The following is an 18,150-nucleotide window of genomic DNA, read 5'->3' on the forward strand; positions in this document are numbered from 1 at the left end:
CGTCGGGTGACGGGTCCGGCCCTTTCAGGCGGCGGCGGTCGGTCAGATGCGGTCGGCCGCGATCAGGAGGTACTGGAAGGAGCCGTCCTTGTAGGAGTTGATGAACGCCTCTTCGATGCCGGTGACCAGGCGCGAGGTGGCCCGCAGCTCCCAGTAGGGCAGGGTCGCGGAAGTCAGGTCGATGACGGCCTGCGGTACGAGGCGGTTGTCGGCCATGGCGCGCATGTACTCCCGGCGGGAGTGGATGTTGCACTCGAAGTGCGCGTTGATCTGGGAGACCCACTTCGAGGGCTGGCCGTAACGCGGGTTCCAGCAGCCCGTGATGGTCACGTAGCGGCCGCCGACCTCGAGGACGCGGGAGTGCTCGGCGAAGAGGTCGTCCAGGTCGACGTACATGCTCGACTCGTTGTTCCACGAGGCCGCGGCCTGCCCGGTCTCGAAGGGCGTGCCGAGCATGTTGCAGACACGGGCGCGGACGTGGTCCTCGATGCCGAGTTCATGGGCGCGCTGGTTGGCGAAGTCGGCCTGCTTGGCCGACAGGGTGACGCCCTCGACCTTGCATCCGAAGCGCTGGTGGGCCATGACCATCGAACCGCCGCGGCCGCAGCCGGCGTCCACGAGCGTGTCGTCGCGCTCGATGGGGCCGAGGTGGTCCAAAAGCAGTTCGGCCTGCGCCGACTCCAGGCGGTGGAGCTCGGCGATCAGCTTCTTCTCGTATGCGCTGTCGTCGGCGTCGCCGAGGGCGGCGTGGTCCACGTCCCCGATGCCGTAGTGGTGGTGGTAAAGGCCGTCGACGTCGCCGAGCCGCAGGTTCACGGGCCTGGCCTCGTTGTTCCAGTAACGGGCGATGTCCCCCTGATAGGGCGTCGCCGGGCCAGGGATAAATGCCGAGGTACCGGCCGAAGTGGCGGTGGCAGTGGCGGTGTTGAGATCGGTGCTAGTCATGGATACATCCCATCTTTACCAGAAATCGGGCAGGCTGTAGCGATAGGTGTTGGTCTGGTGCCAGTAGTGGTTGCCGTCGACCCACGCGGCCACTCCCCTCAGGAAGCGCAGCACGCTCGGGACGGGACAGGAGGCGGCCAGGTCGGCGGCCGCGGCCTCGAAGTCGTGCATGAGGTCGTTGTGGACCTCGACCGCCTTCAGGTAGGCCTCCCGGTCGGAGATGCCCTCACGTTCCGCGATCACCACGGGCAGGTTCAGGTGCCGGCCGGGGCTGGCGAGTTCCTTGGTGTAGGAGTACAGGTCGTTGACGATGGTGGTGGCGTTCCCGGCGAGTGCGATGACCCGCTGCATGGCGGGCAGGGCATGCAGGTCCGCGGGCAGTTCGTAGCCGCCGACGGTGTCCGTGATGGTGGGGCAGGGGCGGAAGTTGTTGAACTGCCGCATCGCCAGGTACTCCCACACCTCGGGCATGTGCTCCGTCTGGGCCCACGCGGCCTCGGCGAGGTAACCGAGATGCAGACGGGCCATGTCGTGCCGGTACCGGTCGGCCTGGGAGGGTGTGGACTGCCGGACGAAGTACTCCATGGCGGAGCGGTAGGCACGCCGAGGCGCGTCCGAGTGGAGCGACTGCGCCCACTCCGGCTGGTACTCCTTCGTCGTGTGCAGGGCGTCGAGGGCGGTGTGCGCCAGCAGCAGGCGTCCGCCGAGGCCGATGGGCGAGCCGCCGTGGTCCTCGCAGTAGCAGTCGTCGACCGCGTTCTCGGCGACCATCAGCCGCGTGGCGAGCATCAGGTGCTCGACGGTGGGCGCGTCCGGATGGCAGGCGACCATGTAGCGCCCGACGTGGAAGCCGTCGAACTGGCCCTCCCAGTCCTCGGGGTAGAGCTCGACCTCGTCCAGCGCCCATGCCTTGATCCTGCGGCTGACCTCCTCCACCCGCGCCGGATCGGGCTCCGGCACCGGGTGGTGGTAGAGGCCCGGGATCGGATGACCCTCCACCGGCGCCTCGGGCGCCGGGGACGCCGGTGGCTCCTCGCGCCGGGCCGGGTGCAGGCCCGCCGTGCCCAGGCCGCTGGGGCCGCTCAGGATCCGTTCCAGGGCAGGGCTCGGCCGCCTCACCGCCGCCGCGCCCTCCCCCACGTGCTGAGCGATCGATTCGCCGGGGACGGGCACCGTCGCGGGCACGGCCCCCGGACCGAAGACGGGAACGAAGGGCAGGGCGGGCCCTGAAGGCAGGGCGGGGCGGGCGTCGCCGACGGCGGCTTCGGTTCCGGAGGCGTGCGCGTGGGCGAGGACGTGGGCCCCGAAGCGGGCCGCGGCGGCAGGCAGGCTCGACTGCAGAGGGGAAAGCCCAGGATCGGGCATCCGTAGCTCCTTGGTGAGGTGGGTGGGCTGTCCCGGATCCCGGGCATGCTCGGTCGGCCCGGGAGGGTCCGGGCTGTCGTGACCGTGGGGAAGTTCTCCGGACAGGGCCTAGTCGCGCCTGCGGGCGATCTGCACGTTCTCCAGCACGCCGAGCGCGTCGGGCACCAGGATCGCGGCGGAATAGTAGGTGGTGACCAGGTAGGAGATGATCGACCTCTCGTCGATGCCCATGAAGCGCACCGACAGACCCGGCTCGTACTCCTCCGGCAGACCGGTCTGGCGCAGGCCGATGACGCCCTGGTTGTCCGCGCCGGTTCGCATGACGAGGATCGAGCTGGTGTTCTCCTTGCTGATGGGGATCTTGTTGCAGGGCAGGATCGGGACCCCGCGCCAGGCCGGGACCAGCTGCCCGCCGACGTCGACGTGGTCCGGGTAGAGCCCGCGGGCGTTGAACTCGCGCCCGATCGCAGCGATCGCCTTGGGGTGGGCGAGGAAGAACTTGGAGCCGCGGCGGCGGCAGAGCAGCTCGTCGAGGTCGTCCGGAGTGGGCGGGCCGGAGTGGGTCTGGATCCGCTGCTTGAAGTCGGCGTTGTGCAGCAGGCCGAACTCCCGGTTGTTCACGAGTTCGTGCTCTTGCCGCTCGCGCAGCGCCTCGATGGTGAGCCGGAGTTGCTCCTCGGTCTGGTTCATCGGCTCGTTGTAGAGGTCGGCGACCCTCGTGTGGACCCGCAGAACGGTCTGCGCGATGGAGAGTTCGTACTCGCGCGGCTTGGCCTCGTAGTCGACGAAGGCGCCGGGCAGTTCGGCTTCGCCGGTGTGGCCCGCCGACATGGCGATCTCGGCCTCGCCGTGCTTGTTCTGCCGCTGACGGGGCAGCGCGCTGAACTCCCGGACGTGGGCCTGGAGGCTCGGCGCCGAGGCCAGCACGGCGGCGAAGTCGGCGCGGGAGAGCGTGAGCAGGGTGCCGGGGGTCTCGGCGGTGGCGGTGTAGTCCCACCCGCCGGCCCCGTCGAGCAGGGCGTTCTCACCGAACCGGTCGCCGCTGGCGAGCACGGCGACGGCGACCTCGTCACCGTACTGGCCGACGGAGGTCTGGTTGATGCGGCCGTGCGCGATCAGGTGGATGTGCTCGGAGGGGGCACCGCGCTCGACCAGCACCTCGCCGGCCCGGAAGTCACGCTGGACGCACCGGCCGGCGAGCGCGGTCAGCACCTCCACGTCGTCGAAGCCGCGCAGCAGGGCCAGTTCGCCGAGCTCGCGGGGGATCACCCGGACGGTGGCGCCGTCCTGGACGAAGTCGATGCGCCCGTCGCCGACGGTGTAACTCAGCCGCCGGTTCACCCGGTAGGTGCCGCCCTTGGTCTCCACCCAGGGGAGCATCCTCAGCAGCCAGCGGGAGGTGATCTCCTGCATCTGGGGGGCGGACTTGGTCGTGGTGGCAAGGTTGCGGGCGGCCGCCGTGCCCAGGCTGGACTGCTTCGGCGGCTCCAGCTGCGCTTCCGGGCTGGTGTCAACGGTCATCGGGCGAGCTCTCCTTCGTAAGGGAGGCGATCGGCATAGGTGCACGTCACCGGTGAAAGAGGAAAAAGAGGGCGAATATCCGGGAATCCGTCCAGATCCGGTGGAACATTAACGGCCGGTACCGCCATCCGCCCCGCCTGAATCGCTGGCATTACCTCGATGCAGTGATCTTGTCCCGCAGGGTGTTTGCCGGGGCGACCGACGGTATTCGGACTGGTCGAGAGCGCGCCCGGCACGCGGCGCGACCGCTCGCCAGGCCCGATCCGACGGCTCACCAGAGGAATCCGGCCAAATTCACCACCGAACTCGACCGCCGATGGCCGCCACACTCCCCACCGGCCCCTCCGCTCTCGCCCGCGGCGGATTCGGTCAACTGCCGTGCACCCGCAGCCATTGACGTGTATGTGTCATTGCGTGGGGCTTGCCATGAGGTCGGTGGGCCGGTGCCGGTACGGGAGCGGTCGACGTGAGTCTCATCGAACAGGAGCAGCCCCTGCTCCACGCGTTACGCCCGCAGGACCGGGCGGCGCTGCTGGCCCTCGGCGTACCTCGCCGCTACGAGCCCGGTGCGGTCATCCTGCCGGAACGCGCCACCACTTCCCACGTCGTGGCGATCACCGGCGGCTGGGCGGTGGTGTCGGTGACCACCGAGCGCGGCAACCGCCTGATCCTCGCCCTGCGCGGCGCCGGGGAGCTGGTGGGCGAGCTGGCCGCCATGGACCTGCGGCCGCGCAGCGCCACCGTGGCCGCCCTCGGGCCGGTGGCCGCCGTGGTGATCCCGGGCGACCGGTTCCGCGGCTTCCTCGCCGGCAGCCCCGCCGCCAGCGCGCTCGTGCTGCGCCAGCTCAGCTCGCGGCTGCGCAGCTCCGACGGCGAACGCCGCTCGCTGGCCTCGGAGAACGTGCTCCAGCGGCTCGCGGCACGGCTCGTCGAACTGGTCGAGCGGACCGGCCGCCGCAACCCCGACGCGAGCGTCATCATCGACCTGCCGCTCCCGCAGCACGACCTGGCCGCGTCCGTGGGCTCGACCCGCGAGGCGGTGGCCAAGGCCCTGCGCCTGCTGCGCGAGCGGGGCATCGTCCGCACCGCTTCGCGGCAGTTGGTGGTCACCGACCTCGAACCGCTGCGGCTGCTCGCCGGCGGGGGCGGCGGTGACGGGGGCGGGGGCAGGGGCGGGGGCCCGCGCCTACCGCGGCCGGGTGTGTAAACGGCTACATACAGCATGCCGGGGCGCCACCATCCTGGGCGTGTCGGTTCGGCGTTCCAGGGGGGCGGAGTGAGCAACAGTCATGAGGCGGCCGTGCACCGGCTGGTGGTGAGCGCGGACATCAGAGGGTCGGGTCAACTGGACCAGCACGCCAAACTGCGGTCGCGGCGCGCGATGTACGAGGTCTTCGAGGCGGCCTTCGAGGCGATCGGGGTACCCGTCGGACAGGTACACGTCGAAGACCGCGGCGACGGGATACTGGCCGCGCTGGACCCGGCCGTACCGCCCGCGGCTCTGGTGGGGGTGTGGCTCGAAGAGGTCCACCAGGGCCTGCGCGAGCACAACCGGGGACGGCTGGAGCCACTGCGGCTGCGCGTCGCCATGCACAGCGGGCCCGTCAGCGACGACGGCCGGGGGCTGGTGGGCCGGACCGTGGACCTGGCCTGCCGGCTGTGCGACAGCGAGCCGGCGCGGGAGGTGCTGGCCGCGGACGAGACGATCGGACTGGTCTTCGTGGTCTCGGACGTCCTGTACCGCACGGTGGTCGCCGACGGCGGCCGGTTCGTCGAGCCCGAGTGCTACGCGCCGTATCCCGTACGCGTCAAGGAGACCGACGAGACGGCCTGGTTCCACGTGCCCCGGCGCTCCCGGCCGCCGCTGCCGGAGCCCGGGCGAGTGCGGCAGGACGGGGACGACGCCGACGGGGGCGGCGCCGGGGACCGGAGGCAGGGCGACCGGCGGGAAGCAGACCGCCGGCAGGACGGGGACCGGCGGACGGGGGAACGACGGACCGGGGAACGGCGCGACGGAGACCGGCGCAACGGCGCGCAGCCCGCGCCGCCGCCGCCCGCGAAGTACGCGATCACCGTGCACGGACCCAATCAGATCGTGGACGGCGCGGAGGTGCACGGGAACGTCACCGGTGTGACCCTCACGCGCGACGAGGGCGACGCCGCGGACCGGGATGGTGGAGATGAGTGACGCAGGCGGCGCCGGAGCCGGCGCACAGGGCGGCGGAGAGGCCGCGGGCGGGAACGCGGCCGCCGCCGGGGCGGCCGGCGGCGGACCGGGCGCGGGAGGTCCCGCGGGCGGCGACGGCCGGGACTTCGCCGCGGCCCGCAGCGGTCCGTTCGGCAACAGGCTGGGGGACGGGGGCTACGACGCGGCGCGGCAGGCACGCGCGCACTTCTTCGACGTGCGCGGGCGCAACGCCGTCGTCGACGGCACCCGGGGCGACGTCCACCTGGGCGACCACCACCACTACCACGGCGGCCGGGCCGCAGCCGCCCGGCTGGTCACCGGCTCCGTGCACCGCGACGAACTCCGGAGGTTGCGGCGGGTGTTCCAGGAACCGCCCGGCTACGGGGCGGCGCGGACCCGCCTGGAGCGGCAGCGGCTGATCGCGTTGTGCGGTGACCCGGGCAGCGGACGCACGTACACGGCGCTTTCCCTGCTCGACGAGGTGACGCGCGGCCGCATCGAGCGGCTGGACCCGCGCACCGAGCTGCACCGCATCGACGGGGCCGACCTCCAGGCGGAGCACGGCTACCTGGTGGAGATCACCGGGGACGGCGTGTTCCACGCCGAGCGGCGCCCGGCCGACGAGGACCGGCACGGGGAGGACCGGGCCCGGTTCGCCGAACCTCCGGCCGAACTGCACCTGGACCGGCTCAGCTCGCTGCTGGAGCGGCACGGCGCGTACGCGATCCTGGTCGTCGAGGCGGGCGGCTTCGCGGACGAGCTGCTCCGGGGGCGGTACGGCACGCTGTTCCGGCCGCCCTCGTCCGACGGCATGCTGCGCAAGCACCTGGTGGCCCTGCTGGGGCACGGCGAGGTGGAGCGGCTGGCGGCGGCCCTGGCCCTGGCCGACCGGGCGGACGTGACGGCGGCCCTCGGACTGGACCAACTGCGGCCCCACGAGGTCGAGTCGCTGGCCCGGCTCCTCGTCGACCACCTTGCGGGGAAGCTGCCCGAGGAGGAACTCCTGGCCGAGCTGCGGACCTTTGCGGCGCGACAGGCGGAGGCCTGGTTGGCGGCGCCGGGGCGGGTGCCGCCCCGCAACCGGGCGGCGATGGCGGCGGCGACCCGGCTGGCCGCCTTCCGCACGACGGTGGCGGTGTTCAGCGGTTCGCCGTACAGCGTGGCCGCCGACGCCGCCGAGCGGCTGGCCTGGGAGTTCGCGGTCACCATGGACCCGGCGAAGGATCCGGGCCGGGCGCTGTTCCACGACCACCAGGACGCCCGGCTCGCGGCCGCGCGGGCCGAGGTGTTCACCGGGGACGTCCGGTTCGGCAGCCGGCCGCTGGGCGTGCGCAAGGTACGCCTCCAGGGCCGGGCGCTGCCCTGGGCGGTGCTGTCCCACGCCTGGGAGGGCTACCCCAACGTGCGCGGGCCCCTGGGCCGCTGGCTGCGGACACTGTGCGACGACGGCCGGCCCGTCGCATGGGTGCCCGCCGCGCTCACCGTCGGGGCGCTGTGCCCGCGCGACCTGGCGTTCCTGTTCCAGGAGGTGGTGCTGCCGATGGCGACCTCGGACTCCCCGAGCAGCGCGTGGCCGCGGCGACGGCGCTGGCCTACGCCGCGTCCCTCGACGAGGCGGTCCGGCCGATCGTGCGCGACACGGTGCGGGCGTGGGCCCGCGACGAGGCCGACGCGGGCCTGCGCAGCACGGCGGCCCTGGTGCACGGTTACGGCACGGTCGAACGGTCCGTCTCCGCCTCCCTCGACGAACTCGGGCTGCTGGCCGGGCGCGACGACGAGGAGCTGCTGACGCACGCCTCGTACAGCGTGGCGCGGCTGGTCGTCGGCTCCCACGGGGCGACCGCACTGGCACGGCTGGGATCCTGGCTGGGCGACCGCCGCTGGAGCCGGCACGACCTGGCCCTGTTCACCGTGGACCGGCTGCTCTGGCAGCAGCCGTCCGCCCTGTGGGGCCTGGAGGACGTGCCCTGGCTCGCGGAACACCCGGGCTGGCCGGTGGTGGCGGGGCTGCTCACCGCCCGGCCGGAGGCCGCCCCCATGCTGGCGGACCTGGTGTGGACCGGACTGGACACCGCCCGGTGGCGGGCGGAGGTGGAGTCCTCCCTCGCCATCTGGATGCGTCTCGCCGACGAGGACCCCGGGCTGCTGGACGTCCTGTGCGGCTTCCTCCCGCTCCTGGTGAGTGCGCAGGACGACATCGAGCGGCTGCGGAACCTGGTGCGGCGCATGGAGCGCGACCCCGACGAGTCCTTGACCGGGGCCACCACGCGGCGGCTGTACGACGCCGTGCCGCGGACCGTGATCATCCCGCCGGGCGCGTCCGGCGCCACGAGCTGAGAAGACGGAGTGATGACCATGAACTACCCCGTACACGTCGGCCCGCCCGCCCCGCCCGCCCCGCCCGGGCCGCCGGCCCCGCCAGCCCCGCCCGTCGCGCCGCACCGCCCCTGGAACCCGCAGCCGCCCCATGCGGCCGCCGTGTCCCCCCGGCTGGAGGGCGAGCGCCCGGCGTCCGCACAGGCGCTGGCCGGCCCCTTCATCCGCGAGTACCGTCCGGCCTGGCCGTACCGGCACCGCAGCGCCCAGTACGTGGCCGTGCTCTACTACCGCAACCGTCCGCCGCGGGCGGTGGGGCCCGAGGGCGACGAAAGCTTCCTGCTGCGCTGGTTCACCCGCCCGTACACTGCGTTCGAACTCCAGCTGGGCTGGCACACCGTCTCGTTCCAGGCCCAGTTGCCGGCGTCGGAGAGGGGCCGGTCCTTCCCCGCCGACGTGGCCGTCCGGTGGCGGGTGGCCGACCCCTGCGGCGTTGCCCGGAGCCAGGTCACCGACGTGGGCGCACTGCTCGTGCCGGAACTGGAGCAGCGGCTGCGCGACGTATCGCGCACCTACTCGATCAATCACGCCGAGGAGGTCCGCGACGCGGTCAACGAGGCGCTGACCGGGCACGAGCTGGGCGTCCGGTTCGGCATGGAACTGGACGTGTTCGTGACGATCCAGGCGGACCGGCTGAGCCGGGAGCACGGCGTACGGGTCGGCGAGGTCCTCAACCAGACCGCCGTGGAACAGTTCCGCCAGCGGCTGCGGGAGATCCGGGACGACAACGAGCGCCTCCTCATCCAGCGCTGGGCGGAAAGCTTCCAGCACGCCATGGAGAAGGGCGACGACGCCGTCATGGCACAGATGATGGCCCGCAACCCGCAGGACGTGCAGGAGATCCGGAAGCTGTTCCGCAGTGAGCAGCGCGAGGAGCGCCAGGACGGCATGGAGCTCATGACCCGGTTGATCGACGGCGGGCTGCTGGAGCGCTGGGAGCTCGGCGAACAGGCCATGGTGGTCGTGGAGTTCCTGCGGTCGGGCGCCCGCCGGGTGGCCTCGGAGCCGCTGCCCGAGCTGACGGACGAGCGGCGGCGCAAGCGCGCCCTCTACTGGGAGCGCGAGCCGGACCGGGGCTCCGCCTCGGCTGCCGAGGACGGGGCGGCCGCCGGTCCCCCCGCAGACGCCGACGGGTGACGGCCGCCGCCCGGCCCGAGGAGGGCGCGGCGGGGGGCGCCCCGCCGACGCCCTACGGGTCCTGGTCCTGGCCTAGTTGAAGGGTTCCAGCGTCATGAAGGCCTCTTGCGGGTTGCCGTCGTGCACCAGCGACTCGTGGGCGCCCACGTCGTCGAAGGCGAAGCCGTACGCCTTACCGTCGGCCATCTGTCCGTGGATGATGCGGGAGTAGTGGCTGGTGACGGCGTCGCGGTAGAAGTTGGTGCCGTTCGCGTCGGGTTGGTTGGGGTTGGTCAGGAGCGTCGACCGGTTGTAGCCCGCGCACAGGGTGCGGGAGATCGGGCCGCGGACGAGGTCGTTGGGTGCGTCCAGGAGCTTGTAGCAGCCGAAGATGCTGTCGGAGTCCGGCTTCTGGAAGCTGGTGACCACCGCTCCTGAGCCGTTGGTGAAGTTCATGACGTTGCCCGAGACCCGGCCGTAGTACTTGGTGTTCGGCTGGTTCGCGAACGGCGTCACGGTGAGCGTGGAGGAGCTGTACTTGCTCCAGACCCGGTTGATGTAGTCGTTCATGACGCCGGGCGGGATTCCGCCCGCCTCGATGCCGTGACCGGGCGAGAGCGCTCGCAGCGGCGTGCCGTCGGGGCGGTTCTGGATCAGTCCGCCCCAGCCGGCCGAACGCAGTTGGCTGAAGACGGCGTTGTAGCCGCCCGGCTTCAGCCGGCCGGTGTTCCTGACCGTGCCGTCGGCCGCCTTCACACCCACCGCGTAGGGAGCCGAGAACATGTCGACCTGGGTACTGTTGATCCACAGGCCGGCGTCGTTGAGCGTGTACTCGGACCAGTTGAACAGGATGTTGCGGTTGGGGTCGGAGCTGTTCTGCACGGCAGGCTGCACCAGGCCGCCGGTGCTCAGCTTGAAGACGATCTTCTGGCCGATGGAAAAGTAGACGCGTCCCGAGAACTTGGGCATCCGGATCGTCTTGGTCTGCCCGTTGGCCGGACCCGCGATCGACGCGTCGGGCGCGGGGGTGGGGGGATTGCCTCCCGCGGGCCAAGGGTGGAACGTGCCGTTGGCGTCGGCCCAGCCCTGCTGGCCCGTCGTGAGCAGGGTTCCCAGGTTGTAGACGTAGACCGGCTCGCTGCGCCCCGAGCTGTTCTTGATCGTGAGCGGGATGGTGGCCGGTACGGCCTCCGCGGATGGCGACGGACCGAAAACCATCAGGCCGGCGGCGACGGCCAGCGCCGCGACCCCGGATGCCAGCACTTTCGATAAGCGGAACATGTTCTTCCTTACCTGTGGGGAAATCCGAACTGCTTGAGAGCGCTCTCAGAGTCCGGCTCCGGTCATCTCCTGTCAATGAACCTGACAGAGCTCGGAGAACCCGATCGACCTCGGTAGGCTCGGTGCGGCGTTCGGGCAAGGGCAGGGCGCAACTGCCGTCAACAGGGGATGAGTCGACATGAGCGGTGCACCGTCTTTGGAGCCCTTCCGGCCCTTGGGGAACGACGACCCGCCCGTTGTGGGCGGGTACCGCCTGGCGGCGGTCCTGGGCGCGGGCGGCATGGGCAAGGTGTACCTGTCGTTCACACCTGGCGGGCGGCCCGTCGCGCTGAAGGTGATCCGCCCCGAATTCAGTGAGGATCCGGAGTTCCGGCGCCGGTTCCAGCAGGAAGTGCGATCCGCCCAGCGGGTGCAGGGCCTGTACACGGCACCGGTCATCGACTTCGACACCGACGGTGCGCAGCCGTGGCTTGCCACCGCCTACGTACCCGGGCCCTCGCTCGCCGAGGCGGTGTCGACGTACGGCGCGCTGCCGCTGCGCAGCGTGCTCCTGCTGACCGTCGGAGCCGCCGAAGCCCTGCACGTCATCCACGCCGCGGGCATCGTGCACCGCGACCTGAAACCCGCGAACGTCCTGCTCGCCGCGGACGGCCCGCGCGTCATCGACTTCGGCATCGCCCGCGCCGCCGACACCACGGCCCTCACCGGCACCGGCGTCAGCGTGGGCACGCCGGCGTTCATGGCGCCCGAACAGGCGGCGGGCGCTGCCGTGACGCCCGCCACCGACATCTTCGCCCTCGGCCAGATCGCGGCCTACGCGGCGATCGGGGCGCCCGCCTACGGCAACGGCCCCTCCCACGCCGTGCTGTACCGGATCGTCCACGAGGACCCCGACCTCAGCCGGCTGCCCTCCGAGCTGCGGCCGCTGATCGCCCGGTGCCTCAGTCGCGAGCCGGCCGGGCGGCCCGCCCTGACCGAGATCATCGAGCTGTGTCACGGCCTCTCCCCCGACCCGCTGAGGCAGGGCGAGGACTGGCTGCCGCAAACACTGGCCGGGTCCCTCACCTCGCGCCAACAGCTCCCTGAACCCGCCCGTACGCCGGCCCCCGGCGGCCCGACACCCACCGCGTACTCCCCGCACGTGCCGGCGCCCGGGTTCGGGCCGGCGCCCGGGTCCGAGCAGGCGTCCGCGCCCACGCGGACCGCGCCGGGCAGGCCGGGGACGGCTCCGGCCGGCCCGGGCTTCCCGCCCACCCCGCCGCCTGCCGTCACCGGGCAGCAAGCCTGGGGCCCGCCGCTTCCCCCGCAGCGGCGGAAGGGCCGCGGCCTGATCATCGCCGGCGCGGTGGCGGCGGCGCTGGTCGGGCTGGTCGTCGTCAACTCGCTCCTGCCGGACGGCTCGGGCAAGGACGGCTCCAAGCAGCCCGCCGCCGGCAACTCCGCCGAACCGTCGGGCGGGAAGCGGCCGGACCCGCAGCCCGTCGAGTACAAGGGCATCGACCTGACCGAGAACTACTTCGTGATGCTGGCCGACAACCCGCCGCGTCCGACCGGCAAGGAGGGCGCCGCATTCGGCAGCAAGGGTGACGTGTACTACCAGCCGCGCGTGCTCAACGTGGTGGACCGGGACGAGATCGCCACGGGCAACGGCAAGCTGGTGCTGCTGAACAGCGGGCAGCAGGGTTCTCTGGACACCTGCCGCTCGGAGACCCGTTACAGCAAGTCGATCCGCCTCGACCAACTCGGCGACGGCTCACAGCTCTGCGTCCTGAGCGATGCCGGACACATCGCGGTGGCGACGTACCGCGGCAGGTCCGGCGGGAACGATCCGAGCAAGTACATCACCCTCGACCTGACCGTCTGGCGCAACGCCGAGGATCCGCAGAAGAAGGGGTGACGGCGGGGCGCCCGAGGACGCCCCGCCCGGTGGAACCGCTGCCGTGTACGTGCCCGCCTCCAGGGAGATGTCCAGGCACGGGTCAGTCCGTCGGCAGTTCCTCCGCCGGCAGCCGGCCTGCACGTACTGCGTCGACCAGGGCCTGATGGTCGCGCTCGTTCTGGTCGGCGTACGCTTCGGCGAAGGCGACGAGCGCCCGGTCGAATGCTTCGCCGCGGCCCAGGTACGCAGCGATCGCCACCCGGTCGCCCGACCGTGCGTGCGCGCGGGCGAGGGTCATGCCGCACACGTCGCCGAAGGTCGCCAGCTGCCGGGGCGACATCGTCTCCGGCATGGCGATGCCCTTCCAGTCGCGAAGCTGGCGGACGTAGAAGTCGCGCTGTTTGCCGTCGATCCCGTCCACCCGCTGCCAGCCGAGGAAGATGTCGCTCGCCGCCTGCATCAACCGCTGTCCCGAGACCACGCGCTCGCCCTGGTTGCGGTACCTGCTCGCGCCGACGTGCTCGGCGAGCACGGACGTGTCTGCTTCCTTGGCCTGGAGGAAGAGCGGGTCACGGCCGTCGCGGCCGAGGAGCAGGAAGATCCAGCAGCGGGTACCGACGCTGCCGACGCCGACCACCTTGCGCGCCACGTCCGCCAGCCGGTAGTCCGCCAGGAGTGCCCGCCGGTCCGTGCTCAGAGTGAGGCCGTAGCGTTCGAGCAGACTGCGGAGCTGGCGCACGAGCGCGCTGCGCTCCTGGTCCGGCAGGAGGTCGGCGATCGGCACCAGCAACGGGGGGTCCGGCGCGATCCTGGGCGTGCCGTCGACCAGCTCCGTGAGCTTGTCGTAGACCTGCAGGCTGTCGTGCGAGCGGGCCTTCTCCATGGTGCCGGCCAGCTTCTTCTGTCCGCGCTTGCGGAGCTGCTGTGCGGCGAGGTCCTGGAGGCGGTCCGAGTCGATGCTCGCGTACCAGACCTCGAGGTTGCCCATGCCGGCGAATCCGCGCATCGCCTCGCGGTAGCCACGGACGGCGGTGCTCACGATCCGGGCGCGCTCCGCGTCGTCGAATCCGTTCGCCCGGGCGGCGATGACAAGACTCGTGGCCAGTCGTTTGACGTCCCATTCCCAGGGGCCGGGCAGCGTCTCGTCGAAGTCGTTGATGTCGAACATCAGCCGTCGCTCCGGAGAGGCCAGCAGCCGGAAGTTCAGCAGGTGCGCGTCTCCGCACAGCTGGGCCGTGATCCCCGAGTCGGGGCTGCCGGCCAGGTCGGACGCCATGATCGCGGCGGCTCCCCGGTAGAACCGGAAGGGAGACTCCGACATCCTGCTGTAGCGGATCGGGACCAGCTCGGGCACCCGGGCCGTGGACTGCGCCTCCAGGATCGCCAGTGGGTCCGGCCTGTCCGGAGACGGCCGGTACACGGCGTGCCCGGACCGTGGCGAGCGGCTCCGGGCCTCCTTGCCTTGGGCTGCGCGTTCCTCGGGCGTGCTGTGGGAAACCGCGCGCATCGCGGTGGCCGGGCTCTCGGACATCGATGCACTCCTGACTGGCCCTGCGGTCCTCGCGAAGGGAACGGCGCCCGTCTCCGCGCGCCCTTGATCAAGTGGTGCCGTGGGTCGTCCGCGTCAGCCTTGGGCCTCGATCTCGGCTTCGGCGACGGCGATGGCGATGCCGAGCGCCCTGGTGATGTTGCCGGCTGCCGTCATGACGCGGGCGGTGCCCACGATGGGGGCGATCGCGACCAGCACGTCCTGCAACTGCTCAGCGGTCAGACCGGCCTTGAGGGCGGGGTCGATGTGGGCGACGTAGGAGATCGGCGGAGCGTCCGAGGCGGCGAGGGCCGCGATGCGGGTGAGCAGCAGCATGTCAGGGGCCAGCCCGCAGCGCTCGAGCGAGTCGACCGTCATGGCGGCGAGGGTGTCCAGGACGGGGGTTTCGGATGCAATGGACATAGCGCACGTTCTCCTGGGGTGTCGGTGTCGACCCGCCCGAGCACGGGAGTGAAACGATGGGCGAGGATGCCCGTAATCAGTGGAATATCTTCGCTTCAACCCTAGAACCTCACCGGGTACTGCGCATGGGGGCGCGGGATGATGCGTGCGCGGTCCCCAGGGCGCCGGATCGGGGCTGTTCGCCGGTCCCCAGCCGGAGTGCGGTGAGCTCAGCCGCGGCGCACGCTGGAAAGCAGGGCACCACGGCGGCAGAACGGAGCAGCGCCGATGGCTGACGCGGATGTCACGGGACGCACCGCCGGCGCCGTGCGTGGCGTGCTGGCCCCACTCGCGCTGGCCCAGTTCATCTGCAGCTTCGCCGGTTCGAACATGAACGTGATGATCAACGACATCAGCGAGGATCTGGACACGACCGTACAAGGAGTGCAGATCGCGATCACGATCTTCCTCCTGGTCATGGCGGCGCTGATGATCCCCGGCGGCAAGCTGACCGACCGCTACGGCCGCAAGCGGTGCTTCCTGGCCGGCCTCGCCGTGTACGGCGTCGGCGCCTTGCTGAGCGCGATCGCGCCGGGTCTGGGCATCCTCATCGTCGGCAACTCGATCCTCGAGGGAGTCGGCACGGCACTGCTCATCCCGCCCGTCTACATCCTCACCACGCTCCTGTACACGGACGTGACCTCACGTGCGCGTGCGTTCGGGACCATCATGGCCCTGGGAGGGATCGGCGCCGCCGCGGGGCCGCTGATCGGCGGACTCATCACCTCCGCCATCAGCTGGCGGGCGGCCTTCGTGTTCCAGGCCCTGGTGATCGCATTGATCATCATCCTGAGCCGACGCATCAAGGATCCCCTGCCGGCGGATCCCACGCGCCCCTTCGACACCGCCGGAGCGGTCCTCTCGGCCGTCGGCCTCATCCTCATCGTCACGGGGATCCTGGCAGCCGACAACAACATCTGGCTGATGATCGCTCTGCTCGTTCTCGGCGCACTCGTGCTGCTGTGGTTCTTCCTGTCGGTACGCGCCAAGGAGCGGGCCGGCAAGGAGCCGCTCCTGTCGACGAGCCTGTTCCGCAACCGGACGTCCAACCTCGGACTCGTCACGCAGAACATCCAGTGGCTCATCCTCATGGGGACCTCGTTCGTGGTCGCCACCTATCTGCAGGTCGTCCGCGGATACGACGCGATCCAGACCGGCGTGATCTTCACGGCGGCCACCCTCGGCCTGCTCGTGTCTTCACTGGCCGCCGCGCGCCTGGCCGAACGGCACACGCAGCGCACCCTCATCATGACGGGCTTCATCGTGACGATCGCCGGAGTCGGCGTCCTGCTGAGCATGGTGAGCGGCACTCCGAATGCGTGGGCCTTCGCCCCCGGACTCCTGCTGATCGGCCTGGGAATCGGCCTGATGCTGACCCCCTCGGTCAACGTCGTGCAGTCGAGCTTCCCCGATGAACAGCAAGGCGAGATCTCCGGGCTCTCACGCTGCATCTCCAACCTCGGCTCATCGCTCGGAACCGCGGTCGCCGGCACCATCCTCGTCGCCGGCCTCACCACCCGTGCCTACGGCGCCTCGATGATCACCCTGGCGGTTCTCGGGCTCGTCGGCCTCGCCGCCGCGGTGTTCCTCCCCCGGCGCCCGGATCCGAGCGCCACTCGCTGACCCATGGCGTCGGCACCGTACGGGAAGCGCCCGTTCAGGCGGCGGCGGTGGTCTCGGCAAGGTAGTCCACGACATCGCGCAGCCGGCCGTGGTGGCCGTAGGCGGCGCGTTGCCTCGCCGCGCCTCCGCCGTAGGTACGCAGCTGCCAGAGGTGCTGTTCGACCAGTGAGAGGTCGCCGGCGACGGCAAGCGCGGGGGCGGTCTTGGCGAGCAGCCGCTCGGCCAGGATGTGGGCGGGGAGGGTGCATCCGGTGGCCGGATCCAGGCCGACGCCTTCCATGCCGTGGCGGGCGGCCATGCGATGGGCCTCGTACAGCGCAGTCTCCGGGAACATCGGGACCGGGCGGCCTTGAGAGATGTCCGTGAGCAGCGTCGTTGCCAGGGCTCGGACGAGGGCTGCAAGGAGGACGACGGTGTCGACGTCTGCGTTGACGTCGGCGACCCGGATCTCCAGGGTGGGGACGTGTTCGGACGGCCGGGCGTACCAGTAGATCATCCGGCGGTCCAGCAGGCCCCTCTCGGCCATGAGCGAGGTGACCGCCTCCTCGTAGGCGGCCTCGTCCGGCAGCATGGGCGCCGGCCCGACCGTCGGCCAGCGGGTGTGCTCGACGGCTCGCCGGCTGGCATAGCTGGTGTCCCGGCCGTGGACGAAGGGGGAATTCGCAGCCAGGTGCTGGAGGGTGGGCAGCCAGGGCCTCATGTGGTTGGCCAGTGCCAGAGCCTGCGCCCTGCTGGTCACGCCGACGTGGATGTGGCAGCCGCACACGATGCCGTCGTACTGCCCCAGGGCTGCGGCGAAGCCATGGGCCATGCGCTGATAGCGTTCGTCGTCGCTCACCGTCAGCGGCTCCGCGGGGTCCGTCACCGGGGTCCCGGAAGCGACCAGCAGGCATCCCTCTCCCGCCGCCGCATCCCCCATCACCCTCCGCAGGCGGACGAGCTCGGCCCGCAGCGCGGCCGCCGTCGAGACCGGCTGGGTACAGACCTCCACCTGCGCGGTGTAGAACTCGCCCTGCGCCTGGCTTCCCAGCACCGTGGCCGCGGCCTCGAGGACATGCGGCGCACTGCCCGAAGGGGCCCGCGTATGGCGGTCCACCAACAGGAACTCTTCCTCCACGCCCATCGTCACCAGCCCGCTCGGCAGCGCGGGCTCCGCTTGCGGGTCAGGACGGTCCAGGAAGTCACGGCCCGCGGGCGTAGGCAGGATCAGCGTCATGGCAGTTCCCCTTCACCGGGCGGGTCCCCCTGCCCTGGCGGGCAACGGAACCCGCCTCTCCCCGGCTCGGCTCTGTAGGGCCATCATCTCCCACATCCCCGGACACAGCCGTGCGGGACGCAGACCCGGGTCCGATACGTGCCTTGACCTCGGCATTCGCACGACCCCGACAACCCGGAACGGCCGTACCGCAGGGCACAGTACGTCCCTCTCGCGTCACTCCCCCGCCACGATTCGCGGTCGACGGGATGCGCATCGTGACGGACCGCGTGAGTGTGGGAGCAGAAGGCCTTCACACGCATCGAAGGAGTCACCCTCATGGGCGGTAGCCAGGACAAGCGCCGTGAGCCGGACAAGAGCCGCGAGGAACAGGAGCGGCTGCGGCGCCCTAGCCAGGACCCCGTCCACCCCGACCAGGGCCCGCCACCCCGTGGAAAGGGCCCCGACGAGATCAGCCGGCGCCGCGGGGAACACCCGCTCCAGGAAGAGCGCGACCTGCGTGACGACGAGGACTTCTGAACCGGAGCACCGCGGTCCCACGTACGCAGAGCCCCGGCCGGACACAGCCACCCCGGCCGGGGCTCTGCCATGACTCTCCGATCGGCCGTCCGCTCCCCGGAGTCGGGCACGGCTGTCAGCCGGGCTGGCCT

15 protein-coding genes are annotated in these 18,150 nt (G+C 71.4%); 8 read left to right on the forward strand and 7 right to left on the reverse strand.

Annotation, left to right across the window (positions count from 1 at the left end):
- Positions 1-42 precede the first annotated feature (42 nt).
- The 3 genes from JIW86_RS07220 to JIW86_RS07230 all read right to left on the reverse strand — a co-directional run bounded on the left by JIW86_RS07220 (position 43) and on the right by JIW86_RS07230 (position 3,831).
- On the reverse strand, positions 43-945 hold the full coding sequence (locus JIW86_RS07220) for a geranyl diphosphate 2-C-methyltransferase (protein WP_257553016.1): 903 nt from the start codon (positions 943-945) through the stop codon (positions 43-45).
- Positions 946-960: 15 nt separating this feature from the next.
- Entirely contained in the window at positions 961-2,310 is a 1,350-nt protein-coding gene (locus JIW86_RS07225) for a family 2 encapsulin nanocompartment cargo protein terpene cyclase (RefSeq protein WP_257553017.1), read from the reverse strand.
- A gap of 108 nt (positions 2,311-2,418) precedes the next feature.
- Positions 2,419-3,831 (reverse strand): family 2B encapsulin nanocompartment shell protein, encoded by a 1,413-nt coding sequence (locus JIW86_RS07230; protein ID WP_257553018.1) that lies wholly within the window; start codon positions 3,829-3,831, stop codon positions 2,419-2,421.
- A 466-nt stretch (positions 3,832-4,297) separates the two neighbouring features.
- Here JIW86_RS07230 and JIW86_RS07235 point away from each other — a divergent pair, with 466 nt between their 5' ends.
- From JIW86_RS07235 to JIW86_RS07255, 5 genes are all read left to right on the forward strand, one after another.
- The gene (locus JIW86_RS07235; RefSeq protein ID WP_257553019.1) at positions 4,298-5,038 is read left to right on the forward strand and encodes a Crp/Fnr family transcriptional regulator; all 741 of its coding nucleotides are present in this window, start codon (positions 4,298-4,300) and stop codon (positions 5,036-5,038) included.
- A gap of 69 nt (positions 5,039-5,107) precedes the next feature.
- The gene (locus tag JIW86_RS07240) at positions 5,108-6,019 is read left to right on the forward strand and encodes a hypothetical protein (protein WP_257553020.1); all 912 of its coding nucleotides are present in this window, start codon (positions 5,108-5,110) and stop codon (positions 6,017-6,019) included.
- A complete protein-coding gene (locus JIW86_RS07245) occupies positions 6,012-7,808 on the forward strand; it encodes a hypothetical protein (RefSeq protein WP_257553021.1) in 1,797 nt (598 codons plus the stop codon). Before JIW86_RS07240 ends, JIW86_RS07245 begins: the two co-directional genes overlap by 8 nt.
- A complete protein-coding gene (locus JIW86_RS07250) occupies positions 7,718-8,356 on the forward strand; it encodes a hypothetical protein (protein WP_257553022.1) in 639 nt (212 codons plus the stop codon). The genes JIW86_RS07245 and JIW86_RS07250 overlap by 91 nt, the downstream gene beginning before the upstream one ends.
- 12 nt (positions 8,357-8,368) lie before the next feature.
- Complete coding sequence (locus JIW86_RS07255; RefSeq protein WP_257553023.1) at positions 8,369-9,532, forward strand: hypothetical protein; 1,164 nt, start codon at positions 8,369-8,371, stop codon at positions 9,530-9,532.
- 72 nt (positions 9,533-9,604) lie between these two features.
- Here JIW86_RS07255 and JIW86_RS07260 read toward each other — a convergent pair whose 3' ends face one another.
- Positions 9,605-10,792 (reverse strand): glycoside hydrolase family 64 protein, encoded by a 1,188-nt coding sequence (locus tag JIW86_RS07260; protein WP_257553024.1) that lies wholly within the window; start codon positions 10,790-10,792, stop codon positions 9,605-9,607.
- Positions 10,793-10,970: 178 nt separating this feature from the next.
- Here JIW86_RS07260 and JIW86_RS07265 point away from each other — a divergent pair, with 178 nt between their 5' ends.
- Positions 10,971-12,689: a serine/threonine-protein kinase gene (locus tag JIW86_RS07265; protein WP_257553025.1), complete on the forward strand. Its 1,719-nt coding sequence runs from the start codon at positions 10,971-10,973 to the stop codon at positions 12,687-12,689.
- A gap of 82 nt (positions 12,690-12,771) precedes the next feature.
- Here JIW86_RS07265 and JIW86_RS07270 read toward each other — a convergent pair whose 3' ends face one another.
- Entirely contained in the window at positions 12,772-14,202 is a 1,431-nt protein-coding gene (locus JIW86_RS07270; protein ID WP_257553026.1) for a DUF2252 domain-containing protein, read from the reverse strand.
- A gap of 93 nt (positions 14,203-14,295) precedes the next feature.
- Entirely contained in the window at positions 14,296-14,622 is a 327-nt protein-coding gene (locus JIW86_RS07275; protein ID WP_257553027.1) for a carboxymuconolactone decarboxylase family protein, read from the reverse strand.
- Between the two features lie 267 nt (positions 14,623-14,889).
- Here JIW86_RS07275 and JIW86_RS07280 point away from each other — a divergent pair, with 267 nt between their 5' ends.
- On the forward strand, positions 14,890-16,284 hold the full coding sequence (locus tag JIW86_RS07280) for an MFS transporter (protein ID WP_257553028.1): 1,395 nt from the start codon (positions 14,890-14,892) through the stop codon (positions 16,282-16,284).
- 34 nt (positions 16,285-16,318) lie between these two features.
- On the opposite strand, the gene JIW86_RS07285 is transcribed toward JIW86_RS07280, so the two are convergent.
- Positions 16,319-17,500 carry a carboxylate-amine ligase gene (locus JIW86_RS07285; protein ID WP_257553029.1) on the reverse strand — a complete coding sequence of 394 codons (1,182 nt, stop codon included), beginning with the start codon at positions 17,498-17,500 and terminating at the stop codon, positions 16,319-16,321.
- 318 nt (positions 17,501-17,818) lie between these two features.
- On the opposite strand from JIW86_RS07285, the gene JIW86_RS07290 reads away from it, so the two are divergent.
- The gene (locus JIW86_RS07290) at positions 17,819-18,019 is read left to right on the forward strand and encodes a hypothetical protein (protein ID WP_257553030.1); all 201 of its coding nucleotides are present in this window, start codon (positions 17,819-17,821) and stop codon (positions 18,017-18,019) included.
- Positions 18,020-18,150: the final 131 nt, after the last annotated feature.

The sequence above is a fragment of the Streptomyces sp. NBC_00162 genome (assembly GCF_024611995.1).
Classification (GTDB): domain Bacteria; phylum Actinomycetota; class Actinomycetes; order Streptomycetales; family Streptomycetaceae; genus Streptomyces.